25 protein-coding genes are annotated in these 25,082 nt (G+C 41.8%); 4 read left to right on the top strand and 21 right to left on the bottom strand.

Annotated features, from left to right (window positions below):
* The first annotated feature begins 92 nt into the window (after positions 1 to 92).
* Complete coding sequence (locus EHS13_RS03220) at positions 93 to 860, top strand: hypothetical protein (protein ID WP_155698980.1); 768 nt, start codon at positions 93 to 95, stop codon at positions 858 to 860.
* 3 nt (positions 861 to 863) lie between these two features.
* Here the strand turns inward: EHS13_RS03220 and EHS13_RS03215 are convergent, their stop codons facing one another.
* From EHS13_RS03215 to EHS13_RS03185, 7 genes are all read right to left on the bottom strand, one after another.
* Positions 864 to 1,328 carry a VOC family protein gene (locus EHS13_RS03215; protein WP_155698979.1) on the bottom strand — a complete coding sequence of 155 codons (465 nt, stop codon included), beginning with the start codon at positions 1,326 to 1,328 and terminating at the stop codon, positions 864 to 866.
* A 105-nt stretch (positions 1,329 to 1,433) separates the two neighbouring features.
* Positions 1,434 to 1,751, bottom strand: a complete 318-nt coding sequence (locus EHS13_RS03210) for a hypothetical protein (protein WP_155698978.1) — start codon at positions 1,749 to 1,751, stop codon at positions 1,434 to 1,436.
* A 43-nt stretch (positions 1,752 to 1,794) separates the two neighbouring features.
* Positions 1,795 to 2,349 (bottom strand): S4 domain-containing protein, encoded by a 555-nt coding sequence (locus EHS13_RS03205; RefSeq protein WP_162462932.1) that lies wholly within the window; start codon positions 2,347 to 2,349, stop codon positions 1,795 to 1,797.
* A 323-nt stretch (positions 2,350 to 2,672) separates the two neighbouring features.
* Positions 2,673 to 3,965, bottom strand: a complete 1,293-nt coding sequence (locus EHS13_RS03200; protein WP_155698976.1) for a homocysteine synthase — start codon at positions 3,963 to 3,965, stop codon at positions 2,673 to 2,675.
* A gap of 122 nt (positions 3,966 to 4,087) precedes the next feature.
* Entirely contained in the window at positions 4,088 to 4,729 is a 642-nt protein-coding gene (locus tag EHS13_RS03195; RefSeq protein WP_155698975.1) for a sialate O-acetylesterase, read from the bottom strand.
* The gene (locus EHS13_RS03190) at positions 4,726 to 5,196 is read right to left on the bottom strand and encodes a hypothetical protein (protein ID WP_155698974.1); all 471 of its coding nucleotides are present in this window, start codon (positions 5,194 to 5,196) and stop codon (positions 4,726 to 4,728) included. The genes EHS13_RS03195 and EHS13_RS03190 overlap by 4 nt, the downstream gene beginning before the upstream one ends.
* Positions 5,197 to 5,231: 35 nt before the next feature.
* A complete protein-coding gene (locus EHS13_RS03185; RefSeq protein ID WP_162462931.1) occupies positions 5,232 to 7,433 on the bottom strand; it encodes a glycoside hydrolase family 36 protein in 2,202 nt (733 codons plus the stop codon).
* A gap of 145 nt (positions 7,434 to 7,578) precedes the next feature.
* Between EHS13_RS03185 and EHS13_RS03180 the strand changes: the two genes are divergently transcribed.
* Positions 7,579 to 8,460 carry an AraC family transcriptional regulator gene (locus tag EHS13_RS03180; protein WP_155698972.1) on the top strand — a complete coding sequence of 294 codons (882 nt, stop codon included), beginning with the start codon at positions 7,579 to 7,581 and terminating at the stop codon, positions 8,458 to 8,460.
* Here the strand turns inward: EHS13_RS03180 and EHS13_RS03175 are convergent, their stop codons facing one another.
* The 3 genes from EHS13_RS03175 to EHS13_RS03165 form a co-directional block, all read right to left on the bottom strand.
* Positions 8,461 to 9,444: a YhdH/YhfP family quinone oxidoreductase gene (locus EHS13_RS03175; protein WP_155698971.1), complete on the bottom strand. Its 984-nt coding sequence runs from the start codon at positions 9,442 to 9,444 to the stop codon at positions 8,461 to 8,463.
* A 97-nt stretch (positions 9,445 to 9,541) separates the two neighbouring features.
* Entirely contained in the window at positions 9,542 to 9,979 is a 438-nt protein-coding gene (locus EHS13_RS03170) for a VOC family protein (RefSeq protein WP_155698970.1), read from the bottom strand.
* Positions 9,980 to 10,054: 75 nt separating this feature from the next.
* Entirely contained in the window at positions 10,055 to 10,999 is a 945-nt protein-coding gene (locus tag EHS13_RS03165) for an RNA polymerase sigma factor (RefSeq protein WP_162462930.1), read from the bottom strand.
* A 129-nt stretch (positions 11,000 to 11,128) separates the two neighbouring features.
* Between EHS13_RS03165 and EHS13_RS03160 the strand changes: the two genes are divergently transcribed.
* Both EHS13_RS03160 and EHS13_RS03155 read left to right on the top strand, forming a co-directional pair.
* A complete protein-coding gene (locus EHS13_RS03160) occupies positions 11,129 to 11,710 on the top strand; it encodes a DUF5317 domain-containing protein (protein ID WP_155698968.1) in 582 nt (193 codons plus the stop codon).
* A 225-nt stretch (positions 11,711 to 11,935) separates the two neighbouring features.
* Positions 11,936 to 13,780, top strand: a complete 1,845-nt coding sequence (locus tag EHS13_RS03155; RefSeq protein ID WP_155698967.1) for a bifunctional diguanylate cyclase/phosphohydrolase — start codon at positions 11,936 to 11,938, stop codon at positions 13,778 to 13,780.
* A gap of 15 nt (positions 13,781 to 13,795) precedes the next feature.
* Here EHS13_RS03155 and EHS13_RS03150 read toward each other — a convergent pair whose 3' ends face one another.
* The 11 genes from EHS13_RS03150 to EHS13_RS03100 form a co-directional block, all read right to left on the bottom strand.
* Positions 13,796 to 14,602 (bottom strand): pyruvate, water dikinase regulatory protein, encoded by an 807-nt coding sequence (locus EHS13_RS03150; RefSeq protein ID WP_155698966.1) that lies wholly within the window; start codon positions 14,600 to 14,602, stop codon positions 13,796 to 13,798.
* Positions 14,603 to 14,613: 11 nt separating this feature from the next.
* The gene (locus tag EHS13_RS03145; RefSeq protein WP_155698965.1) at positions 14,614 to 15,237 is read right to left on the bottom strand and encodes a helix-turn-helix transcriptional regulator; all 624 of its coding nucleotides are present in this window, start codon (positions 15,235 to 15,237) and stop codon (positions 14,614 to 14,616) included.
* 113 nt (positions 15,238 to 15,350) lie between these two features.
* Positions 15,351 to 18,029 carry a pyruvate, phosphate dikinase gene (gene ppdK, locus EHS13_RS03140; protein ID WP_155698964.1) on the bottom strand — a complete coding sequence of 893 codons (2,679 nt, stop codon included), beginning with the start codon at positions 18,027 to 18,029 and terminating at the stop codon, positions 15,351 to 15,353.
* 475 nt (positions 18,030 to 18,504) lie between these two features.
* The gene (gene speD / locus EHS13_RS03135; RefSeq protein ID WP_155698963.1) at positions 18,505 to 19,326 is read right to left on the bottom strand and encodes an adenosylmethionine decarboxylase; all 822 of its coding nucleotides are present in this window, start codon (positions 19,324 to 19,326) and stop codon (positions 18,505 to 18,507) included.
* Between the two features lie 179 nt (positions 19,327 to 19,505).
* Positions 19,506 to 19,949 (bottom strand): DUF6157 family protein, encoded by a 444-nt coding sequence (locus EHS13_RS03130; protein WP_155698962.1) that lies wholly within the window; start codon positions 19,947 to 19,949, stop codon positions 19,506 to 19,508.
* A 136-nt stretch (positions 19,950 to 20,085) separates the two neighbouring features.
* Positions 20,086 to 20,781: a stalk domain-containing protein gene (locus tag EHS13_RS03125; protein WP_155698961.1), complete on the bottom strand. Its 696-nt coding sequence runs from the start codon at positions 20,779 to 20,781 to the stop codon at positions 20,086 to 20,088.
* 124 nt (positions 20,782 to 20,905) lie between these two features.
* On the bottom strand, positions 20,906 to 21,481 hold the full coding sequence (locus EHS13_RS03120; protein WP_155698960.1) for a M23 family metallopeptidase: 576 nt from the start codon (positions 21,479 to 21,481) through the stop codon (positions 20,906 to 20,908).
* A complete protein-coding gene (locus tag EHS13_RS03115; RefSeq protein WP_155698959.1) occupies positions 21,478 to 21,765 on the bottom strand; it encodes a phage holin family protein in 288 nt (95 codons plus the stop codon). Before EHS13_RS03115 ends, EHS13_RS03120 begins: the two co-directional genes overlap by 4 nt.
* A 32-nt stretch (positions 21,766 to 21,797) precedes the next feature.
* Positions 21,798 to 22,157, bottom strand: coding sequence for a hypothetical protein (locus EHS13_RS03110; protein WP_155698958.1), 360 nt, complete (start codon positions 22,155 to 22,157; stop codon positions 21,798 to 21,800).
* Positions 22,158 to 22,267: 110 nt separating this feature from the next.
* Positions 22,268 to 23,716 carry a glycoside hydrolase family 78 protein gene (locus EHS13_RS03105; protein ID WP_155698957.1) on the bottom strand — a complete coding sequence of 483 codons (1,449 nt, stop codon included), beginning with the start codon at positions 23,714 to 23,716 and terminating at the stop codon, positions 22,268 to 22,270.
* A 12-nt stretch (positions 23,717 to 23,728) separates the two neighbouring features.
* Positions 23,729 to 25,069: a hypothetical protein gene (locus EHS13_RS03100; protein WP_155698956.1), complete on the bottom strand. Its 1,341-nt coding sequence runs from the start codon at positions 25,067 to 25,069 to the stop codon at positions 23,729 to 23,731.
* Positions 25,070 to 25,082: the final 13 nt, after the last annotated feature.

Raw genomic sequence — 25,082 nt, 5'->3', positions numbered from 1 at the left:
TACATCTGTCCCCTAATGTGGAAGCACCCGTAGGAAAAGGCTCTTTTTGCCTTTCTTACAGGTGCTTTTTATCCATTTTAAGGAGGATTTATATGAAGCCAATGAAAATGATAGTTATCGTATTCTCAGTATTTCTAGTATTTGCAGCTAGCTTTAATTTAGCAGCGGCGGCAGTTGATCTAGATCTCCCTATCCAATCTGCCCTGGATAAACTTAAAACAAGTACGGATAATGCTACAAAAGTTAAAATCAATACACTTTACAATGAATTGATTACCTCCCAAGAGCAAGCAAAAACCTCGGAGTCAAAAGCCAGTGAAATTCACTACAAAAATGATGAAGCCTTATCTCTATTGCAGCAGCAAATTAGAGAGGTCGATGCTACGATTATCGCAAATCTCGAGGCTGATTTAGAGAAGGCTAAGAATCGTTATCGCCCGCTCTTAAACGCCTCTACTCCACTTACAACCATGTTCGGTAAAAAAGTAAAGCTGGTAACAACAGCAGCTCAATTGGCACGAATAGATGTTCAGAATAAACAAAATGCGCTTAAAAAAGCCAAGGACAATAAAGCAGCTACCATAAGAAAAATTCGCGCAACACTGGCTGAAACAGCCCCCATTAAAGTGCAGATCAAAGCAGCAAAAAGCAGTATAAGCCAGAATAAAACTCGTCTAACTGCTGCTGGTAAAAGCTTTAATCTAGCTGTTAAAAAACCAGATACCAAGAGTGCTATGGAGTGGCTCGCCACCTCATCCTCATTATCGCGCCAAATCGCCGATCAGAAGCAAAATCTCTATACACTGGAACAAAAAATCAGCGCCATCCTAGTAAGAGCGAAGGCGCAAGTTCCAGCTTAATATTCACGGGGATTCCGGATCATTTTCCAGCAGCTCAAGAATCACCTTTAAATCACCTAATGTATCCATATAGGCATAACGTCCACCTGTATATTCACCTTTTTGCAGAAGCTTCATATTGTTGCGTTCCATCATGTTGATTTTAGTGTTCATGCCCTCAATGACGAAAGCAATGTGATGGGGGCCTTCACCATTCTGATCTAATGATTCACGCCAGGTGCTCGGATGTTCATCCGGTTCAATTAACTCCAATTGCAAGGAGCCCATTTCAAAGAATGCTAGCTTAGCTCTTGCAACAGATGGACTGCCCTTGTACTCCGTTTGCGCTGTTTCAATGGCATCTGTCCAAAACCAGGCTGGCTTCTCTACCCCAAAAAAATCGGCATAGGCCTGGCTTGTTTTCTCAATGTTATGCACGACTAATCCAATTTGGGCAATAACATTTGTACCTAGGAAGTTTTTCTCCATGTAAGTCTCCTTTTGATAAGAGAATAATTGCTATTGCTTTATTCTAAGCTAATTTTCAGTTGAACAACAGAGAAAAGAGAGCCTAGTGATTCAGGCTCCCTGTTGTTATAGAATATTCATTCCTCGAATGTGTTCTTTCGTATTCGGCAATCCTAGATCATAAATCGTTCTATAGACGTCAATTAATTTCTTATCATAAGGGAGAGTCTTTACTTCCTGACCTGCTGGAGTAAAAACTTCATATGGAGTGCTCGCTCTTTTTAATACCAAACTATTATCGATTTGATCCATTTCATCGAATAGCTCTCTCAGCAAATCCAATTCTTGCTCATTCGCTGCTATTTCAAACTCATGGTTATTGCCTTCTCCTTGCGGGACAATTTCATGATTTCCAACACTGACCCAATAATTCATTCTGTCCATTTTAGATCATCTCCTCATTTACGTAGGTTATAACCTTTACCCATTAAGGATTAGAATGAAACTCCAGTATGGTCATACATATCCTAATCACTTGATTTTCTTGAACTAGTTCACTAGGTTTAACTTGTTTGCCGTTAAGCAGAATTCGGCTCCCATTTATGCCTTTAACAATTTCACTGCGGCTGATTCCGCTCAACTGTTGGGCAAGCAGCTTATCCAATCTCCATTTGCCTTGAACGGTTTCGAGTAGTATTTCAACCTCCATGGTGCCTTGCTGCTGTAGATCTGCCAAAGAAATCTTTTCGGGTGAAGGTGGTGAACCTACTGCTGTTTCGATAGACTTCGGCTGAGTATCCGTATCTTTTATAGTAGTGTAATCCTCTGATTGAGCTTTATATTTAGCCAGCTTATCATTCCAAGTGTGATCTTTATCGCATTTATAAATGGCGTAGGCATGGATATTCTTGCCGTTCGCATTGTGTCTCCTAATTCCTGAATCCTTGAATATAGCTAGCTTGCCGCAATTATGGCAATAACGTCTTATAATGCTATCTTCTTCATTGCTATTAATTTGCCAGTTTAACCTTACCTTTTCCAATTCCTTCACTCCTAAAGTAAAGGAACACAAAATAAATGAATGGAGATATCGGTTTCCAATAAAAAACAGAGAGCCCCTGTGAAAGGACTCTCTGCAAGTAAAATCATCTATACTTTGCATTCCTTGTAATGGGCAAAAAGACGTACTACCCCCTTGGTCATAACACCTCTAAAAAGGGTAATACTATGCTTTTATAATCCATTACAAGTATGCTGGCATGTAGGGTAACTCACCTTTCTGAATATCTCCGAGTTTATCGTATCATTTTGATTGTTTATAAACTATGGAGAAAAAAGGTTTAACTAAACTTTCTGATCTTATCCTTAAACCTGACTAGCTTTAATTGCTTGTTCCAGATCGAACAAGATATCTGAAATGCCTTCTGTACCAATGGAAAGACGAATCAATCCCGGTGATACACCAGCAGACGCTTGTTCTTGCTCATTAAGCTGAGCATGTGTAGTACTCGCAGGATGGATAATTAACGACTTAGAATCACCTACATTAGCTAAATGAGAGAATAGCTTCACGTTATTAATGACTTTCTTACCTGCATTCAAGCCACCTTTAATTCCGAAAGTCAGGATTGCACCTTGACCATTAGGCAAGTATTTCTGAGCTAGATCATAAGATGAATGGCTTGGTAGTCCCGTATAGCTAACCCAATCTACAGCTTCGTTTTTCTCAAGGAATTGGGCTACTGCCAAGGCATTCGAAGAATGGCGTTCCATCCGCAGATGAAGGGTTTCTAAACCTTGTAAGAGTAAGAATGAGTTAAAGGGTGAGATAGCTGCCCCCATGTCGCGAAGCAATTGCACCCGCGCTTTAATAATATAAGCAACCGGCCCAACAGCGTCCACGTATACCACTCCATTGTAGCTCGGATCTGGTTGCGTTAAGCCTGGGAATTTACCGCTCGCCTTCCAATCAAACTTGCCGCCATCCACGATAACTCCGCCAATGGATGTACCATGGCCGCCAATAAACTTGGTTGCTGAATGGACAACAATATCAGCACCAAACTCAATCGGACGAAGCAGGTAAGGACTTGGAAAAGTATTATCAACGATTAAAGGAATTCCATGCTCGTGGGCAATTGCTGCTACTGCTTCTATATCAAGCACATCCCCTTTGGGATTGCCAATGGTCTCTGCGAAGAGTGCCTTTGTTCTATCATTAATCGCTGCACGGAAATTCTCTGGATTGCTAGGATCTACAAAATGAACTTTAATTCCAAGCTTCGGCAAAGAGTGTGAGAATAAATTATAAGTGCCGCCATAAAGACTAGAAGCCGAGACGATTTCATCCCCTGCTTCTGCAATGTTAAGAATGGAGTATGTAATGGCTGCCATTCCTGATGCAGTTGCTAAAGCTGCAGGTGCACCTTCCATTGCGGCAATCCGCTTCTCGAAAACATCCGTTGTCGGGTTCATGATACGAGTATAAATGTTGCCGAATTCCTTGAGTGCGAATAAATCAGCTGCATGCTCTGAATCGCGAAATCCATAGGAAGTCGTTTGGTACAGAGGTACTGCGCGTGACATGGTGGTTGGATCAATTTCCTGGCCTGCATGCACGGCTAATGTTTCAATGGAATATTTACGGTCTTCTGACATTTCTAAAATCCTCCTCGTATAACAGATATTTACCCTTCTATTTTCTCATAATCTGGTAGAAATTTAAAGCTCTAATGACAATGCCTCTACAATCCAGCGCACTCATCGCCGCACAGACCTATTTACTCATTCATCTTATTGTCGATACCCTGCAACATGTTCCAAATTGAGATACACCAAAGCAAGCCTGCTTGCTGCTGACCCAAGAGAGTAAAGTGCTGGCTGTTGGCGGTGACCGCTCTGTGAATGCCGATTCCTCCGAGAATATCCGTATCAGGCCCCGGTGCAAAACCAGCTGTTCCCCATAGTTCATCAATCGCTGCACGAATCCCACCCTCTTGAACAGGCTTTATATAAACCTCTGGATGCAGTGTAGACTTGGCAGGCAACCAAAGGAAGGTCTGCTTCCACTGTCGCTCCAATTCGGACTTTATCGCAAGTATACGGCTCTTGTATAATTCTTGTGATATTTCTTCGATCACATCCGATTCACCCTGCTGCCAGAGCAGAGCTCTGAACCTGCCAATGGCATTCCCGGCTTCAAACAATTGATTAAATAACAGCTCTCCCGACATCCACTGCCTGGATGCTGTAGCACTAAAGGCTACATTCACCATCCCAATGGGCACCCGAATTAAGGGTAACAGGTGATTCATAGCCGGAGGCCAGATTGTCCCTTTAAACCTAACATCATTCTCATCGCGTATTCTAACCCCTGGCTGCGGATCATGAGCGACTCCCCACTCTAGAGTAACTGGATTCATCGCACTGATTCTTCCTTGAGGATCTTCAATTTGCAAATATTCCCATTGCAGTTTTCACCATAAGATTGCCCTGCAATGATAAAAACCTCGCCAACGCCAACAGGCTCTACATAAGAGGTGCAACTCGTCGGAATCTCAGCACCGTCCGTGTAACGAACCTCTAAACGGTACCAACCACCCGCAGGAACGATTAAGCCAGCATGGAAATTGTCGCCCTCCCATTGCACTTCCAGCTGCTGCCAATCCACTGCTATGCCATATGCATCAGGAAACAGCAATGTTCTAGCTTCCAGCTTTCCGCTTTTATGTCCACTGATATTACCGGAAATACTAATTACCCCAGATCCAAGGCTTGGACCACTTGCGTGATTGGCATAAGCATTAGCCGCTTCATAGCCATATCTCTGAATGACTTGATACGGCTTGGGGTGGCTAATGGGAAACGAAAGATTGTTCAATGAATTCATGACATGAACCTCCTGCTCAAGTGCTTGTTGCTAGGTTATTTTTGAATCTCTACCTCAGGTACTCCAACTGTCTCTGTCACTTCATAATAACGCGCTTGATAACGTTTAGGGAAATGGACAGTCAATTCACCCTTCACAGCGTTATAAAACGATTTTGTTTGTGAATCATCGACCGGATATAGCTGTCGTACAGACGCTTGCTTCCCTGCAAAATAACGACCCAACGGAAGCTCTTGAAACGCATCCGCACTATCAAGCCGCCAAACCGCCAATAAAATTCGGTCGCCTGCTGGAGAAGCCAATCCGACACAAGCCCAGCAATCATCCTCACCATACGAATTAAATCCGAGTGGCCAGATGGGATGAGAGTTCCGTATATGAGCTCTTTCCAGCTTATACAGTGCTATTCCTTCTTGAATAAGCGCTTTGTTGCGCTCATCTGCAAGGTTAAGGTTGCCTGAAAAGTATAAATTACCGCACAACCCATTTACCATATTGAATATGGTTTGTTCACCATTGGCCATTTGATTGTGATAGTCATCTTCATGGATCACATTTGGATTCTGCTTATCAAACTTATCCTCAAAGGACAGTGGATAAGGATACGCCCAAATACCCGCTTGTTCAGGAAGCAAGGCAGCTAATGAGCCTGTAATAATAGAGGGGTATTTGTGATAAAACTCTTGGTCGCTGGTGCTTTGCAGGTGAAAATGGGACAACATCCCATAATCCTGCCGCATCCCTCCTGAAGCACAATTTTCGAGAATAAGTCGAGGATAACGAACTTTTACTTCATCGATAAATTGATAAAAAGCCCTTGTATGCTCCAGCAGTCCTGAAGCCGTGGAGCCGCCAACACTGTCCACACCTATGCCTACACATGCATTATAATCGTTTTTAATATAGCCAAAGCCGTCCGTATGCAAATGATTAATAATATCCATTATATAATCTCTGACAGCGGAATTACGAAAATCAAGAAACCATCTGGCACCACCACCGACTCGAGCTCCATTACGCATCAGAAACCAATCATCCGGTTTTTTGCCGAGCTCGGCATCGCTGCCGCATACTTCCATCTCGAGCCAAATGCCTGGAATCATTGACTTGCTCCGAATATATGAAGCAATTCCCTGAAGCCCCATCTCATCAAAACGATCATGGCTTGGCTGCCAATCACCTAGCCCCAACCCCCAGGAAACTCCACGCCCCGCGAACCATCCTGCATCGATGCAGAATGCTTCCGAGCCAGCCGCTGCGGCAGCATCGATCAAGGGTACCAGCTTCTCAATAGTTGGATCTCCCCACAAAGTATTCATATAGTCATTGTAAACTAGCGGACACTCCCCATCCCATGCATTTTCCGGTTTAAGCCGACTACGCCTGTATGCGGTCAGCTCACGAATCGCATCCTGATAATCTCCCTTGCAGCAGCCTATCGCCACAGGAACAGAGATGAAGCTTTCTCCTGGCAGCAATTGTTGCGTCCATCCTCCACCAAATCGTTCACTAGCTCCATCTGCCTGAATATATACACCACCCGCATTTGTTGGTCCATGATGCCCAATTTCCAAATGCCAAATACTCGAAGTCTCTACCTGCACATACCAAGCTTCGCTTGTCTCTAAATCTTCTATGACCAACATCGGCAAATGGCGGCTCGTGCTCCAGCTGCCTGTTGAATTAAAATGAATCGATGAGCCCGTTTGATGCAAAGATGTGGGATAAAGTCCAAGCTGCTCTAAATCTCCGCTGCGCCATTGCCCTTCACCATTCCAGGTTTGCAGCGCATAATGCAGCTTGAGTTTCTGCTTATTATGCCAAGGGCGAATGCCTCCTCCGCCGATTCCCGGCAAACAAGCAGAAGAAAGATGAGTCAGCACTACAGGAGCATCGCTTTCGTTGCGTACAGTTGTGACTGATCTTAGAACGGAAGCTGTCGGAATTCGTTCCATCTCAACGCATACTGTCAGTCCAATCACTTCATGCCGATATTCAAAAATAATATGCTGATCAGTATCTTCATGTCGGATCAGCTTCATTTCTCTTGGCAGCTCTGAATAACCAGTTAGCGTACCCTCCATATAGCCGTATGGATAACCAGCAACTCCTAATTGAAAGCCTGGATGGTAAGAAGCTAAATCCTCATTCCTCACTCCTGCGTAGAATGCAGCTGGCGTTAACTCTCCTTTATTGTTGGCATATTGCAATTTCATTTGTCGATGCTCCAATTGCATAGGTTTTCCCTCCTGATCCATCACACACAATAGTAAATTACTGTCATCCTACTAAAAACTTTTAATTCTATCTACATCTATGATATCCTAACCTTATTATTTTTCAAGAATAAATAACTGCGAAAAAGGGGTAATATATTGCGCTATGTTAAATGACCTTCAATATGCTAATCTTGGCTTTCGCTACCCGCATGTTCCATATGACGCACCTGTGCAGCTCGCAGCCATCGGCTGGGAGAATATAGATTCCATGCAATACCGTTGGAATGGTTTGCTGCGTGGAGAGACGGAGCATTATTTACTGCAATATACCTTAAAGGGAGAAGGAGCTATCCGAATAGGGACAGAAACTACCTTACTGCGAGAGGGACAAGCCTTCCTAGTAAAAATTCCTAGTGACCATTATTATTATTTACCTTCGACCAGCTCTAATTGGGAGTTTATATTTGCGACTTTGACAGGCGAGGAAGCACGTAAAGCGTGGCATTGGTTGATTCAACAAATAGGGAATATACATAGATTTGAATTGGATTCACAGGTTGTCCAAACACTGAAGCTAATGTTTCGCAAAGCCTATTTGAATGAAGTTTCGGATTCCTATCAAGCTGCAGGATTGGCATTTCAGCTGTTGATGGAGCTGTATCGCGGAGGACAATATACAGGAAACACGAATGATTTGCCTGAGGAAATTCAGCAAGCAATTGCATTTATGAACGCTAACTATGCCCATAATACATCCATTTCAGAAGTAGCAGGGCATGTCGGATTATCCTCTTATTATTTTATTCGTTTGTTTCAACAGCATACCAAACTTACTCCTCACCAATATATGACGCACATACGGATGGAGAAAGCCGTTCAGCTTTTGCGTAAATCTACGCTGCCGATTGAGGAGATTGCTGAGAAGGTAGGCTTCTCCAGTGGCAACTATTTCATCAAGGTGTTTCGCAAATGGGTCGGTATGTCGCCTGGACAATTCCGTAGAGCCAAAGAAACTCCTCCCTTTGATCGAATTATTTTTCATTAACTAGAGCTTAACCACAATCCTGCCTCGTGACTTGCCTGCAAGAATAACAGGCACATAGTCCATTACTTGGCCTAAGGTAATTTCCTCTGCCATATTTTCGAATAGTAGTGGTTTAAAATCGCTAGCAAGCTTTTCCCATACTTTCTCACGTTTGCTCATCTTAACCTGTACAGAATCAATTCCAATAAGCCGAATGCCACGTAGAATAAACGGAAAAACCGAAGTACTTAAATCAGCCCCTCCAGTCATCCCGCTAATCGCAACGGTGCCTCCGTATTGAATACTTGGCAAAAGTGAAGCTAAAGCCTGCCCTCCGACACAATCGATTGCTCCCGCCCAAAGCTGTTTATCCAAGGCCCTTATCGGATCTTTAATCAGCTCTGACCTCATAATCACCCGAGAAGCACCAAGCTGCAGCAGATGTTCGATCATTTCAGGTTTTCCAGAGCTGGCAACCACCTCGTACCCTAGCTTAGCAAGAATTGCCACTGACATACTGCCTACTCCACCTGTTGCTCCAGTAACCAGAGTGGGACCATCCGCTGTGCCTACTCCATTTTCCACTAATTCATAAACAGACAGGGCTGCTGTAAAGCCTGCAGTTCCGATAATCATAGCTTCTTTTAACGTCAGGTTTTTCGGCAGCTTTAACGCCCATTCCGCAGGAAGCCGAGCATACTCACTAAACCCGCCATAATGAGTCACACCAAGGCCATAGCCTGTAACAATGACCTCATCGCCTTCTTTAAAACGATCATCTCCACTGGCAACAATAATCCCAGCTAGATCAACGCCAGGTACAAACGGATAGCTTTTAACAATATTTCCATTCGCTGAACAAGCCAAAGCATCTTTATAATTCATACTGGAATAGGCCACTTTTATTAGAAGCTCACCTTCGGGTAAATCATTCCATTGCAGCGTTCTACTTTGAACAAGAACCTCGTTTTCGACTTTATCTATTATTAATGCCTGAAAATACATCCATTTAGCCTCCTTCAGCTTCCATGCTACTATTCTACCCTTTTCAAAGTAAGCTAGTAAAATTAGGCACTTAGGAGGCTTGGTTCTTACTAAAAACTTAGCTCCTCAGAGGATCCTGCCAGACATTAAATTTATTGCCATCGGGATCTTTAAACTTAAATTGCAGCCCGCAGCTACCCTGGTCTTCGATGGATTCAACGTATGTTCCGCTTTGGCGAAGAGAGGCATGCAGATTAATAATGTCTTCCGTTTCAAAGGTGAGTGAGAACATTTCATAATCATTCCCATTCCAATGATCGGTAACAAAATTCGCATTTTGCTTGGTTTTCGATTCCAAGAGGAACAACCATTGCCCATTACCGAGGATTAGTATAGATCCACCGGGATTCTCCTTTTTCAACCCTAGATATTGCACATACCATTCTGAAGCCCGTTTTAGATCGCTAACTGGCAGATAGCTGTGTGACACTCTTTTTAATAGCGGGGTCCCCACTTTGTTGGGGATTATTTCTTGTCTCAGCGCTTCTTCATTCATACTTATCAGCCTCCAATTTTAGTTTCAATATATAGACGAACGAATCTATGATAATCCGTCACACTGTTAAAAAAATTAATTGGCTTGATGAATCCCAAACTTGTTATTGTCCAGATCATAGAAGAAAAAGTGCATACTATTAAGAAATTCTTCTGCATGGACCTCTAGGCGAATGCCCTGTATTCTCAGAAAATCATAAACATACTGGCTATTATCAACAGCAAAGCTTAGTACTGGGTAAGATTTGTCGGTGATTAACTTAAGTCCAGCAGAATTAGTTTGGATGAGATATAAGGTTTGTCCGGAGGGCAGCAGCAAATCTCCACTCCCATCCTCGGATAAGCCGAAATGTTCAACAAACCAAGCTGTCGAGCTCGCTTTATGGGCTACCGAAATATAGAAATGCCCCATTTGTTTAACAATTCTTTGAGTTACTTGGGTTACCATCGATTGATTAGTATTAAGCTTAAACATTTCAGCAAAATGAGCAACCAGCAGCTCCTCTTTTATTACTTTACGGGCTCTGCGAAGCCTACTATCTACTGCAGCTACGGTCATATTAAGAAAAGTCCCGATGCTCTCCATTGTAAATTCATTGAGATGAAACATCGTTACAATAATTCGGTTACGCTCATCCAGCTTTGCAAGAGCTTTCCAAACCTCCACCTGTATTTCTCTTTTTTCAATCGTCTCTTCAAAAGAATCCCTGTGCAAGGTTGCTTCTTCTCCAGCGCCTGCGATCGCTCGTTGTTCCTTTTGCAGCTTTCTTAACCAATCTAAGCTCAAGCGATAGGCAATGGCGTAAAGCCAGCTTCCGAACGTTTCTGGATTCTTCAAGGTCTGCAATTTAAAATAGCCTTTAACAAACGCTTCCTGAGCCACATCCTGTGCCACATGAAAATCGCCTAGCACCCCGTAGGCCACCGCGCAAATAGCATTTGAATATCTACCAACCAAATCTGTAAAAGCATGAACATCCCCGTTTAATGCAGCATTAACCAGCTCGGCATCTTTAGACAATTCAATGCCTCCTTCATTCAACTATTACTATAATAATTCGCTTGCCTACTAATTTTTTCCTGCTTTAAAGGATTTCATATCCTTATATAGAATTACTAGTATAAAATCTTCCATATTGGGGCGCTACCGATGTTTTATGACGGAATTCTAATTGCGATTATCACAGGGTTATTTCGTAAAGGTAATTTTAACGGCTTTGCCGAGCTTCGCTTGCGCGGTGGGTGGATCTTCCCCATATTGCTCATTCTGCAAATCCTTATTTTTATTTTTCAAAGTAAATCGGCTTGGGTAGCTTCAGTAAGTGACTATTTCTTTTTAGGAGTTTATGTAATTGGGTTATATTTTCTATGGATCAATCGACAGCAGCCTGGATTCTATTATATCTTGGTCGGTGTGTTTCTGAACTTTTTAGTAATGGCTCTAAATGGCGGGAGAATGCCGGTTTCTTTGGAAGCGTCTTCTGTGCTTGATCCTTCTTATTTGGAAGCTCTGCAAAGCGGTGTTTATGCTAAGCATCAATTATTAAACGATGCTACCTGGCTTGGCTTTCTAGGTGATATTATTCCCTTATCTAATCCATATCCAAGGGATAAAGTCATTAGTGTTGGCGATGTGATAATGAACATTGGGGGCTTCGTCTTTGTATTACAGCTCATGCTCTCACGAAAAAAAGCTCAAGCTGAAACTTCCTTGCTAGAAGAAGCCGTCTAATCTATAACTATCTTTTAAAGGAGGTGAATAATATGAAAATAAGCGGATTTAAGCTGAAAGCTATTTTGTTTAATGTAGTTATCGTTGCTTCTGTGATTGTATCTCTTACATCAGGGTTTAAATGGATTTAAATTAAATTATTTTATGCTATAATAAAGCTAGATAATGGAAGGAGTGTATACACTTCTTCCTTTTTTTACTCTTGTAACGAAAGGTCGAGAACGGATGAATTTAACTAAACTTAAGCGGAGCCTTTCAGTACCTGCAAATTTATATTTAACAAGCCTATGTATAGTGGGTACTCTCATCTTCATCCTGAATCTTCATTGGTTTCCGACGTCACCTTCCGATTGGGTATTAATATATGCATTAGCTTTAACAGTAATCATCCTTAATCAAATTACAATTCCAATGCCTCCTGAAGGGAATTCGCTTTCTATGGATTCCGCCCTTTATATGGCTGTAATTTTTACATTTGGCATTCAATTCTCTCTGAATGTACTCTTAATCAGTGCAATAGTTTTTACACTGTATCAACGCAAAGTGAATTTGTGGAAGCATGCTGCTAATTTTTCTAGCTATAGTTTGATGCTCGTCGCTGCATATATTACCTTTATTCAAACAGGCGGAGAAGTTGGCCCTATAGAAACAAAGCAGCTTTTCCCCTATATTATATCCTTAGCCATTTATTTTTTGGTTAATGTGCTGCTTGTGGGATTTTTTTATTTGATAAAAATTAAAGGTAATTTTTTAGATGTCTTACGAGGTTTTTTCAAGGAAACGATAACAGCCTATATCAGCACACTACTTTTATCGCTTGTTTTGAGTATTATGTTTAAAACAAATCTTTATTTCAGCTTATTTTTATTCGTATGTATTTCCGTGCTTCTATCTGTCTCGTTCAAAAAATTATTCGAGCTATACCAAGAGGTTTCAGAAAAATCGATCCGCGATCAACGAACTGGTTTGTATAATCATGGATATTTTGAAGATATTCTCGAAAAAGAGCTAATTCAAGCGAAGGCATCAGCAACCTCATTTAGTCTGGCAATTCTTGATGTCGATAATTTTAAAAAATATAACGATACCCTTGGCCATTTTAAAGGAGATCAGCTGCTTGGGTTTTTCGGTGCTTTACTGCTAAAAGAATGTAAATCTGCTAATTATACAGTTGCTAGATATGGAGGAGATGAATTTACGATATTAATGCCCAATACGTCGGAACGAGTGGCGTTTTCTTTTATAAACGGGCTGCGCAAGAAAATTAATGACTCCTACTATGAAGGCACGGAGTTATTCTCACATGGTTGCTTGTCGTTCTCAGCAGGGATTATTGAATACGCAAAAGGCATCTATAATAAATCACAGCTTTTGGATAAAGCTGACCAAGCGATGTATTATGCTAAAGCCCAAGGAAAAAATTTAGTACATATCTATAATGAACAGTCCCTGTTTCAGAAAACAATTGACATTGAGCAGGACATTCATGAGATCGAGCAACAGCTTAAAATCTTCTTATCCAAGGATGTCTATACCTTTCAGCACAGTAAGCGCGTGTTTTCATATGCTATGGATATTTGCGATTATGTTGCTTTAAACGACTCCGAGAAAAAGATCTTGATTCTTGGCGCACTATTCCATGATATTGGTAAGCTCGAGGTTCCGAAGCATATCCTCAAGAAAACAGGCAAGCTTTCCGCAGAAGAATGGGAAACCGTGAAAAGGCATGTTGAATGGGGCAAAGATATTGTCTCAACGATTGATAAATATAAAGAATTAATTCCTCTGGTTGAACTTCATCATGAACGAATGGATGGAAAAGGTTATCCTTATGGACTTATAGGGGAAGAAATCCCGAAGCTAGCGCGCTTGCTATGCGTGATCGATTCCTTTGATGCCATGACGACAGAAAGGCCGTATCAGAAAACAAAATCATTTGATGAAGCTATTCATGAAATGAGGCGCTGTGCGGGATTTCAATTTGACGCTATTTTCGTGGAATCTTTCATTGAGATGATTATGCATAAATATGATTTTAAGCTGGATGCTTTTAGTTCAGCTTCTATTTAACCAAGTTATTATGGCTTATTGCAAATAATCGAGTATGATCCCTGCTGTTTCTTCAATGGCTTTATCGGTTACATTAATCATCGGACAGCCTAGCTGCTTAACAAGCGCATGGGCATAATCCAGTTCTTCGAGAATTCGTTCCATACCAGCGTACTTAGAGCCATTGGGCAAACCAAGCGCTTTAAGACGTTCGGAGCGGATACGCAGCAGCTGATCTGCATCCATAACTAGTGAAACAATTCGATTCGAAGGGACTAAGAACAGCTCCTTCGGTGGCTTAACCTCAGGAACAAGCGGCAGGTTGGCAACTTTGTAGCCTTTATGTGCTAGAAAGATACTCAAAGGTGTTTTAGAAGTACGTGATACACCAATTAATACAAGATCCGCCTTTAAGAAAGAAGAAGTATCCCGCCCGTCATCGCTTTTCACTGCAAATTCCACAGCTTCCACTCTCCGAAAATATTCCGCATCCAATTGATGAAGCAAGCCTGGCTTACTGCTCGGAGCATCATTAAATGTATCAATAACCGCTTGAATCATCGGCCCCATTATATCAATAGCACGGACACCCAAACGAATGGACTCCTGCTTCATCATTTCTCTAAGCTCGGGCTGGACTAAGGTGTATGCCACAAATCCACCTTGCTGGGCAACCTCTTCCATGATGTTTTGAATTTCATCCTCATGCTGGATGTGGCCGATTCGCCTTATTTTGATCTCATGATTGCTGAATTGCTTCAAGACCGCATGGACTACCGTTTCAGCTGTTTCCCCAACAGAATCGGAGCAGACCGTAATCGTTTGCTGCAGTTGCGACACCATCTACCCCTCCTTTAATATGCATCTGTTAATAAATTCAATAAAATCTGAGTCATCGTTGATTTCGTAACTCTGCCAATTACCTCTGAGGATTCAATGCCTTTATCATTCGTATGCACAAGAACCACAGGCAAGCTGTCTACTTGGTGATGCATCATTTTTCTTGCGGCTTCGATCACATCATCCTCTGGGGAAACGGTAACTATATTCGGTCTGCGGGTCATAATTAAGCCAACTGGCATCGTCGATGCACTTGGATTTCCCAGTGTCACCTTCAGTAAATCCTTACGTGAAATAACCCCTTGCAGGATCCCTTCCGCATCGGCGACAATTAAGCTCCCCACATTTTCGAGAAAAAGCGTAACCACAGCATCGTTCACTGTGGCTGTTTCCCTTACAATAACAGGCATTGCCTGTACATCCTTGACCTTAAGTCGAACCATACTTGGATTCAGTTGGTGATTCTTCGACGATTTACCGATTGGAAAATAACCCACCTTCGGTTTAGCATCAATATATTCCAGCATCACTAAAACGGATAAATCGGAACGAATTGTAGGTCGTCCTGTACCCAATTGCTCTGCAATTTGTTCTCCTGTGATCGGAGCATGAAGCTGGACGATCCGTACAATTTCCAGTTGGCGCGGCGATAATTGAATGACCCTTCATCTCCTTAAAGTTTCGCATCAGCGAAACTCGCTTCGTAAGCATAATCTTTACTTCTATTTTCCATATCATACCCTTCTTTGCATTAAGAGACAATCGGCATTATAGCAATTTTCTGATCTCCGAGCACTAATTTGGCCTGAGCTGCTGCAATTCTTGCTAAAGGAACCCTGTAAGGCGAACAGCTAACATAATTCAAGCCTGTCTCATGGCAGAAGAAAATCGATTCTCTCTCGCCGCCATGCTCACCGCAGATTCCTGTTTTTAGCTTTGGTTTCACTGAACGCCCACGCTCAACGGCAAGCTCAATCAGCTGACCGACACCATCTCGATCCAAGACTTGAAAAGGATTGGCTGCCAAAAGCTTTTGGTCGACATATTGCGTGAGAAATTTGCCCTCCGCATCATCTCGACTGTAGCCAAAGGTCATTTGCGTTAAATCATTCGTCCCAAATGAAAAGAAGTCTGCGTAAGGAGCAATCTTCTTGGCCGTTAAAGCTGCGCGCGGAACCTCAATCATCGTGCCTACTTTATAAGGGCAGCTATTCTTATGCGTTAACAACACTTGCTCAGCCACATGATCAACCAGCTCACGCAAAATTTTCAGCTCGTTTGCATGACTGACCAGTGGAATCATGATTTCAGGCAGTACAGTGACTCCTTTTTCTAAGCATCTCAACACCGCACGGAAGATCGCTTCAATCTGCATTTCATATATTTCTGGAAATAGAATACCGAGCCGGCATCCGCGCTGACCTAACATCGGATTGGTTTCATGCATTGATCTTACTTTACGGATTAATTTCTCTAAGGCATCTTGCTCAGCGGATCTTTCCGTTTCTTGAATGGTCATGCGAATATGACGGCTAACCAGATCTTCTAGGTTTGGCAAAAACTCGTGTAATGGCGGATCAAGCAACCGAATGGTTACGGGCAACCCAGCCATAGCTGTGAAAATACCTTCGAAGTCAGCTTGCTGCATAGGAAGCAGCTTATTCAACGCGCTTTGGCGTTCTACTAATGATTCTGCGAGGATCATCGCCTGAACGATAGGAAGCCGTTGCGCCGACATAAACATATGCTCCGTGCGACATAAACCGATGCCTTGCGCGCCAAGCTCTCTAGCTTTTGCAGCATCCTCCGGGCTATCGGCATTAGCGAATACTTGAAGCTGGCGTACTCCATCCGCCCATTCCAGCATTTGCACCAATTCCTCGGACATATCTGCTTCTTTAAGCTGGACCATACCTATGATAACTCTACCTGTAGCACCATCGATCGAGATCCAATCGCCTTCATTAATGGTACGATCTCCAGCCGTAAACTGCTTGGCTTCTGCATCGACACCAATTTCATCACAGCCGCAAACACAGGGCTTGCCCATGCCGCGAGCTATAACTGCTGCGTGACTAGTCATGCCTCCGCGGCTTGTTAAGACGCCTTCAGCGACTAATACACCATGGATATCCTCTGGATTCGTTTCCGAACGAACCAGAATGACCTTCTTCCCTGCTCGCGCGCATTGCTCAGCCGTATCCGCATCGAATACAGCTTGCCCTGATGCGGCTCCTGGGGATGCGGGAAGGCCTGTTGCCACCACGTCAATCTTAGCTTCCGGATCAATAGTTGGATGCAACAGCATATCCAAGTGGGAGACCTCTACGCGCTGCAGGGCTTCCTCAACGGATATTATATTTTCGCGCACTAAATCTACACCTATTTTTAAAGCTGCTTGGGCTGTGCGTTTCCCGTTTCGGGTTTGCAGCATGTATAGCTTATTTTTTTCCACAGTGAATTCTATATCCTGCATATCGCGATAATGCAGCTCAAGCTGCTCAGCAATTGAGACTAGACGAGAGTAAACTTCCGGCATTTCCTTCTGCAATTCGTTGATTGGCAGCGGAGTTCTAACGCCTGCAACTACATCCTCGCCTTGAGCATTAGTCAGGTATTCGCCGAATAATACTTTAGCGCCCGTGGATGGATTTCGCGTAAATAAAACTCCCGTGCCACAATCCTGCCCAAGGTTGCCAAAAACCATCGCTTGAATATTAACCGCGGTCCCTTGCTCATCTGGAATTTGGTTGATTCTACGATACACCTGGGCACGATGGTTATTCCAGCTGCGGAATACCGCTTCAATCGCCAGCTTAAGCTGGTCGTTCACATCCTGCGGAAAGGATTTACGCGCATGGCGTTCAATGCACGCTTTGAACTGCAGAATCAGCTGCTTCCAGCCCTCAGCTGTTACATCCTGATCCTGCTCCACTTGCAGCTCACGCTTAAGCTGATGAAGCAGCTTCTCAAAATAGATCGATTCAATCCCAAACACAACATTGCCGAACATCTGGATTAATCGACGGTAGCAATCGTATGCGAAGCTTACATTGTTCGTTGCTTTGGCTAAGCCTACAACTGTTATATCAGTCAAGCCTAAATTAAGAATCGTATCCATCATTCCTGGCATCGAGCTGACTGAGCCTGAACGAACCGAAACGAGCAGTGGATCCTCAGCGTTACCAAAAAGCTGTGATTTCTGTAGCTCAATGCCTTTAACTCCATTAGCTACTTCTTTCATCAGTCCATCAGGCAAACTTAAAGCGTTATAGTAGGCGCGACAAGCATCCGTAGTTACGGTAAATCCAGGGGGAACCGGAAGTCCAACCACGGTCATCTCCGCCAGATTTGCACCTTTTCCACCAAGCAACCTTTTCATTCCTAAATTACCCTCTTGAAAGTTAAACACATACTTATTAGCAGCCATCGTTAATCGCTCCTTTGAAAATTCTAATATATAATACATACCATATAATTATATAGTACGCAATATATAAGTGTTTGGTTTTATTAACGATGTATCAATTGTGTGAATACGGTTGTTGGAACACTGCTTGTGAGCAGTACAAATCACCTTGCGGGTGATTGTATGGCTGGATTCACTCATTTAGCTGGAAAATGTACTGGTAATTTCTTGCTTTATGTCTTTTTCGATCCTTTAGCTGGAAAAACGCCTGTTAATAACAGCCCAGAATTAAAATTTCGGAAAAATCGCCGAAATAGAAGGAGTTTTTCCCGGTAAGTAACCTTTTTATCCATTTGCGATCATTTTACAGGGAGATTTTCCAGTTAGTCGATTACACCTTTAACACGGTATAACCGACAGAGGAGCATAACTCGCTAGACAACAAAAAAAGCCTTGACCCTGAGGTCAAAGCTCCATTGACGATTAATTTTAAGCGTTAAACTTTAGTGCTGTAAACAATATTCTTGCCGTAGAAAATTTCATCCATTTCCCATTTAACACTTTCAGTAATATCCCTTTGTTCCGCATTGCTCAATGATTCTTTTGTGTAACCAAATAGATAATTGTTCAGGTCGAACTCTCTCAGCTTAGCTTTGGTATGAAAGATATTCTCTTGATAAACATTTACATCAATCATATCGTACAAGTTTTTGATTGCATCCGGAATGTAGTTTTGGATAGAATGAATGTCATGATCTATGAATAGCTTGTGCCCGGTTATATCTCTTGTGAAGCCTCTCACTCTATAATCCATGGTCATAATATCTGTATCAAATGAGTTTATCAAATAATTCAACGCCTTAAGCGGTGAAATTTCACCACAGGTCGATACGTCGATATCAGCTCGGAATGTGCTAATTCCTTCATCTGGATGGTATTCGGGATAAGTATGCACGGTGATATGGCTTTTGTTAAGGTGCATGACCACTGTTTCTGGTATTGGACCCGGTGACTCTTCGAAGGATTCTGTTGGAGCTGTTTCGATAGGTCCTTCTGAAACCAGCATTGTAACACTGGCTCCTTGAGGGTAATAATCTTGTTTTGCAATATTCAATACGTGGGCACCAATAATATCCGATACCGTTGTAAGTATGTTGGTTAAGCGATCTGCATTATACTGTTCATCAATATATTCCAAGTAGGCTTCTCGCTCTTCTTTGGTTCGCGTGTAGCAAATATCGTACATATTAAAGCTCAATGATTTAGTAAGATTATTAAAGCCGTGTAAAGTAATTCGTTGCTCCTGCGTAAGCTTCATTAATGTGAACTCCTTTGAGGTTTATAAAACATATTTTAGAATACTTTCGCTATGATATGCAATATTTATATCGGAATTAATACTATAAATCATAAAGGTTTACCATATCTTAACCAAAAAAAGGCCCATTCAATCTAAAAAGATTGAGTGGGCGAACTTTTTAGATTGAGTAAGCGACCTTACTTGCTTGCACGTTTGTTGCGCATGGCATTATGAATGGTTAGTTTGTCCTCATTGTTCTCTAGAAATTCGCTATATTCCGGTGATTCCATACCATAAAGGGCAATCCGGCCCTTCGCATCATAATGCACGCCCCAGCCATATTGTTTGGGAAGCATGGATGCTCGGAGACAGGCATGTGACTTGGAGAAAAGCTGCTCGCGAACACTTTCCAGAGATATTTCGGGATCGTCTGTCGGGATACTTTTGTGTCTAAGATGTACCTGGAAAATTAATTCCTCATGTGTATAGTAATAGGGGCGTTCAGTCAAAAGCTCGTATTGGATCTGATGGACGGATTTCGTTTCATTCTTACTGATGGGAACCCTGCTATGCTCTGCTGAACTATCTGGAGAAACACGCACAAATGTATCTGTAATTGTCTTCGTTTCTTCAATTGACATATGTCCACCTCGCTTATAATTTTATTATAAACGATTTATCCTGACAATATCGGTCAGTGAATATTTGCATATAAAAAGACACCAAATGAGGTGCCCTCTTATAAGATCGGAGTATATCTTCAGAAAAATTCTACTTTTATTTCAAATAGCTGTCTTTCAAAACATAAGTAAGTGGATAATCAGCAGTTGAATAGTCACCCGTGTACGGATAAATAACGACCCCTTCGCTGCCTTGCAGATCCACATCTACTTCCGTAACTTCACCTGCTATTAACGTAATTTCCTCAGATAATTGCTGTTTATTCAGGTTATATACCTTAGCTTTCGAGTTAACCTTGCCTACTAAATAAAGATGCAGCTTAGTATATTTTTGCCCGAAATTAATCGTCATATTATAGATCTCGCCCGCGCTTGAGCCTACAGCGAACGCTCCATTATACTGCGTCCCTCCGAAAATAAGCTGTTTTTTATCAATGATATCGAAGAAAGTATTGGCAGAATGCTCTGTTTTTATTTGCTTGCCGTATAATGTAGTATTCTCGGCCTTTTCGCCTAGCTGAATGGTTTTTGTAGTGATATCATACCCTACTGGAATGTTAAAAGTATTCGCTATAACACCAAGCGGCAAATAAGTTTTATCATTATAAGTAATCGGCAAAACCTCATTGCCTTTATCATCCGTCGGGCGCCAATTCACACCGTCTTTAAGGAATTTAACCTCTCCATTCAAATAGGCCTTAATAACAGTAAGCTTGCTGGCAGCGAATGCTCCTGTTGTAAGCGAAAAAATCGCAGTAACAACCAGCAGCAGGATTACAGTTGTTTTCTTCATAATTTTCCTCCTCTTAATTTAAAATCCTTGTGATAGTTGGATACGCAACTACTACATTTTGTATCAAAGCAATACATATTGTATCATAAATAGCAATAGTCATCAATACCTTTTTGCTGCGATATTATTGAATGGGTTGATCAGAAGCAATTCGCAATACATTGGCAAGCCGGTGAATCTCATTTTTCTTATTTTGGTTTACTTCAGCCCCCCACAAGATCTTTAGCTGATCTATAATTTTATTCGCATCATCCTTGGACATTTCAGCTTCCTCCTTCCTATATTTTTGTATATAGGCTGTGGGTTCAGTATTTGATCCAAACCCAAAACCAGATGAATTCTTGAGCCTCACTTCAAAATGCAAATGCGATCCTGCCGAATGTCCTGTATTGCCCTGAAGTCCAATCTGTTGACCTGCAACTACATTTTGGTTTAATTTTACGCTTATACTGGATAGATGGGCATAGAATTGAATCGCTCCATTTAAATCTTTCAACGCAACAACATTGCCAAAACCGCCAAAACCCGAGCCTGTCACACCTTCTTTGGCATGAACCACTTCACCGGACATAAACGCCAGAATAGGTGCTTTATCCGCCTTCACCAGGTCGATTCCTGTATGGAATGTCGGTTTACCTGTGAATGGATCTGGACGAGGACCATAAGGAGATGTAATTCTATAAGCTTCAAATGGTTTCATTTGTATTCAGTCTCCTTACTTTCTTCTTGAGCACCTTTAAGCGATTTGATAAATTCATAGCCATATACAGAGACTGCTCCACATAGAATACCTTGTAAAATCACCTCAGGAGTAGGTCCCATCATCCAAACAGCAAATACAATCGCAAATAAAGTAACATAAAAAACAATCGACCAGTTTGCTACCTTTGGTGTTTGTTTTAGAATAAAGCCTAATACCCAGCATGCTGCGACCACGATAATTAATTTAGGATCAATAAGCTGAGCTATTGCAGACCATTCCATTTTAAAACCTCCATTTTAAAAAAATAATTTATCTACATACCTGAAACCTTCATAGCCAACGTTACAACTGCAACTATTAAGCAGCCTACAGTGATCAATGTTCCGATTAGCCAGCGTCTATCCAGTTTTAATTCTTTTATATCGGTATCTCTCGTTTTGCCGATTTCTTTTACTTCACTTTCAATTTTTCTATTCATTGATTTAATCTCATTATCGAAGTGTCTATCCACCTCTTCCAATTTAATCTTGTACTCATTTAATCTAATACTGGCAGATTTAGCACTCCCTAAAGCATCGTTTGCAATGTCCTTGGCATTAAGCTGCATATCCAGCTTAGTTTCCACTCTAGTAAGCCTTTGCAATATTTCGGATTGTACTTCTTCGTTTCCCACTATAATCACCTCTTTCAAAAATAACGTAAAATAGCCCCTGTTATACTAGGGGCTACATAAGATCATAAAATCTAGTAAAAATATTAATGGAACGGATGATCACAATCTTATTAAAAATCGGTACCAAAACTTAAAGAAGGGGCAAATGTATAGAAAGTAGAAAAACCACTATAAGGGCCTACAACGTCATAATTATCCCAAGTCCTAACTTGCCACTTGTACTGAATACCAGCAACAAAGGCATTTCCTGCGATACTAAACGATGATCCTGCACTAACTTGTTTTCCGGTATCTTGCACAACAACACTATCAGAAACACGCAGCCATTGAACTTGATATGCTGATTGTGTATCACCAACATCAGTATCATTAAAGGTCCATAAAAAGGATTGACCTAGATTTGGATTAATGTTTGCATGTGTTGTCAACGTTGGAGCAAGTGGGGGTTTATTTACATAAAATATCATGTTGCCGTAATTGGCATCGCCACCACCTGTTCCATTTGCAGCATTTATGGTCCCTGCTGTGTCCTTGACCTGCATTCGGACGTAGTGTGTACCATATCCAGTAACAGCTCCAACAGGAATTGTGTAGCTTCGAGTGGCAACACCAGTAATCCATCCGCTAGTCCAGAGAACTGCGTTATACGCAGAGTTAACGATTTCAACTGCGAAGGCACTTTGTGCATCACCGCCGTCAGGATCGCTAAACGTCCATGATATTGCCGGCGTTTGTGTTGCAACGTGTTGCCCAGAAGTCGGCGATGTGATCGTTGGTGCATTTGGACCTGAGTTGGTATTAAGTACAAGTGTGTTTGACCAAGGCGAGGCAACTCCAGCAGCATCCCATACCATAACACGAAAATACCAAGTTCCTTTTGGTTTGCCATCCGAATAAGTTAAATTATTTCCAGCTTGTTGTCCAGTATCACCCCACGCAGTCCCAGTCCCGTTAAATAAATTGTTTGAACATACTTGATATCTAAACCAACCTTGAGTATCGCCAGCATCAGGATCGCTAAAGTTCCAATTAACAGTAGTAGAAAGACCGCTATTAGAACCAGTTAAAGTTGGAGCATTTGGTGCTGTGTTGGTAAATACGTTGTAATTTAAATACCCTTGGCCATCAAATGAACCCGGTTGATAAATTTGTATTTGTGTATTGTTTTTCGTCGTGCCTGTTGTACCCCAATAATAAAGACCCCCTCCGCTGTATGAAGTATAGGCAAATGTGATTTTATATTGGACTCCACTTACTAATGTAACAGTTGGGCTGAAAGTTATATTTCCAATGCTTGGTGCAACCCCACTAGTAATTCCAGAAGCTGTTCCTGTAGCCATAACGACACTATCAGAAGTTCGAATAAGCTGAATGTTTAAGCCTACAAATGTACAAGGACTTCCAGCTATATGCCATAAAGTTTCACTATAATAAACTAAACTTACCCCGCTTATAAGTGGGCTAAATGTCATAAACACTATTGTTCTTGCCGCGCCGCTAACAGAATTCCTACTAGATTGAGTTACAGTATTTTCAATTGTGTTATTAGTAATTGTCACATAACCAGCTCCTTATGACCAAGCAAGGCTATTCATAATATAATAGCTTGTGCCGTCCCAGTATATGGAGAGTATATCCACAGCTAAATTGACACTACTGAAGGTTAATGCAACTCCACCTGGTTTCTTATGTGAGGGCAGAGTTACTGTAAACGCGCCAGCATAAGTCAACTTTAAAGTTAAGCTGCAGGGTTTCGAAGGTGCTGTAAACGTCAATACTGTGCTTGCGTTTATTGCTACTTTTTGTTTGTTACTTAACCGAAAATCAATTGTTTTAGCTGCTCCACTATTCCCGTTATCAAATTCTGTAAAGCCAATAGTATGTGCTCCTGCATCCATTTCTCCCCCAAGCACCACTGAAGGAGATAACGATATTTGATTTCCCGACTTGACTAAATTTACTCCTACTGTGACTGATCCAGGACCATTAAATAATGAGAAGGTTAATGAAGTTGTTCCAAGCACAATCGGATCTGGTGTGATTAAACTATATCCGTTCTTTCCAAATGTTGTTCCCTCTTCAATATACGTATACATGCCACTAGTAACTTCCGCAGATGTATCCGCATCGGATGAACGAGTCCATGCCCCAGCGGAAACAACATAAATCCCGTTCTGTGATGCTGTCGTTTGCCCAACAGCAAGGACACGGTTGCCAACAATTACAACTACACCGTCAATAGTTTGTGTCCCACTTAATACAATGTTTGTAACTGCAACTGCTCGAACAGATACTTTTGTATCTAAGCCAAGGGCATAGGCATCTACATATTGCTTAGTAACTGCTTGAAATGCTGATACAGGATCTGAATTTAAAATTAATGCGCCACTTAATGTTCCCCCACCAATTGGCAATGCCCCAATTTGTGCCGCTGTTGTTAAATGCGGATTATCGACTCTGGCAGAATGTGCATCCAACAAATCTTTTACCGTTTGGGCCGATCCAGAAACAATACTTCGCAGATCAAGTAATGTAATGGCCGCCAAAGTAGACCCTACGATTACCTTCCATACCATTATCGCACCATCAACCTCTACACCTGTTGTGTTACTAGAAAACAGTCCTGCGTTACTCAAGTAGACATAATAGCTTGTGTTGATTGCTGGAGTAGTTATTGAATAAACACTGTCAGCTGATTTAGTAACAACCGTTTGTAAGAATACAATTGTTCCTGAACCAATCGTTACATCAATCTTGCTTGTCCCACTGTTATAAACAGCAGATTTACAATAAAAAGCATCCTTCATAGCAACTGCATCAATTTGATCTATTAAAGCATTATAATTTGCTCTCGTATTCGCTTCATTTCCAGCTGGTTTTAACAAAGCGAGTTTGTTCGTTTGTGTTGACATGAATTTTTCCTCC

It is taken from the genome of Paenibacillus psychroresistens, assembly GCF_009728935.1.
Lineage (GTDB): Bacteria > Bacillota > Bacilli > Paenibacillales > NBRC-103111 > Paenibacillus_AC > Paenibacillus_AC psychroresistens.
This window is presented reverse-complemented; position numbering and strand designations above follow the sequence as displayed.

Excerpts from the sequence above, each read along its gene's own strand:
- EHS13_RS03220 (WP_155698980.1), top strand. The coding sequence starts at position 93 with ATGAAGCCAATGAAAATGATAGTTATCGTATTCTCAGTATTTCTAGTA.
- EHS13_RS03215 (WP_155698979.1), bottom strand. The coding sequence starts at position 1,328 with ATGGAGAAAAACTTCCTAGGTACAAATGTTATTGCCCAAATTGGATTA.
- EHS13_RS03210 (WP_155698978.1), bottom strand. The coding sequence starts at position 1,751 with ATGGACAGAATGAATTATTGGGTCAGTGTTGGAAATCATGAAATTGTC.
- EHS13_RS03200 (WP_155698976.1), bottom strand. The coding sequence starts at position 3,965 with ATGTCAGAAGACCGTAAATATTCCATTGAAACATTAGCCGTGCATGCA.
- EHS13_RS03195 (WP_155698975.1), bottom strand. The coding sequence starts at position 4,729 with ATGAATCCAGTTACTCTAGAGTGGGGAGTCGCTCATGATCCGCAGCCA.
- EHS13_RS03190 (WP_155698974.1), bottom strand. The coding sequence starts at position 5,196 with ATGAATTCATTGAACAATCTTTCGTTTCCCATTAGCCACCCCAAGCCG.
- EHS13_RS03185 (WP_162462931.1), bottom strand. The coding sequence starts at position 7,433 with ATGCAATTGGAGCATCGACAAATGAAATTGCAATATGCCAACAATAAA.
- EHS13_RS03180 (WP_155698972.1), top strand. The coding sequence starts at position 7,579 with ATGTTAAATGACCTTCAATATGCTAATCTTGGCTTTCGCTACCCGCAT.
- EHS13_RS03175 (WP_155698971.1), bottom strand. The coding sequence starts at position 9,444 with ATGTATTTTCAGGCATTAATAATAGATAAAGTCGAAAACGAGGTTCTT.
- EHS13_RS03170 (WP_155698970.1), bottom strand. The coding sequence starts at position 9,979 with ATGAATGAAGAAGCGCTGAGACAAGAAATAATCCCCAACAAAGTGGGG.
- EHS13_RS03160 (WP_155698968.1), top strand. The coding sequence starts at position 11,129 with ATGTTTTATGACGGAATTCTAATTGCGATTATCACAGGGTTATTTCGT.
- EHS13_RS03155 (WP_155698967.1), top strand. The coding sequence starts at position 11,936 with ATGAATTTAACTAAACTTAAGCGGAGCCTTTCAGTACCTGCAAATTTA.
- EHS13_RS03150 (WP_155698966.1), bottom strand. The coding sequence starts at position 14,602 with ATGGTGTCGCAACTGCAGCAAACGATTACGGTCTGCTCCGATTCTGTT.
- ppdK (WP_155698964.1), bottom strand. The coding sequence starts at position 18,029 with ATGGCTGCTAATAAGTATGTGTTTAACTTTCAAGAGGGTAATTTAGGA.
- speD (WP_155698963.1), bottom strand. The coding sequence starts at position 19,326 with ATGAAGCTTACGCAGGAGCAACGAATTACTTTACACGGCTTTAATAAT.
- EHS13_RS03130 (WP_155698962.1), bottom strand. The coding sequence starts at position 19,949 with ATGTCAATTGAAGAAACGAAGACAATTACAGATACATTTGTGCGTGTT.
- EHS13_RS03125 (WP_155698961.1), bottom strand. The coding sequence starts at position 20,781 with ATGAAGAAAACAACTGTAATCCTGCTGCTGGTTGTTACTGCGATTTTT.
- EHS13_RS03120 (WP_155698960.1), bottom strand. The coding sequence starts at position 21,481 with ATGAAACCATTTGAAGCTTATAGAATTACATCTCCTTATGGTCCTCGT.
- EHS13_RS03115 (WP_155698959.1), bottom strand. The coding sequence starts at position 21,765 with ATGGAATGGTCTGCAATAGCTCAGCTTATTGATCCTAAATTAATTATC.
- EHS13_RS03100 (WP_155698956.1), bottom strand. The coding sequence starts at position 25,069 with ATGTCAACACAAACGAACAAACTCGCTTTGTTAAAACCAGCTGGAAAT.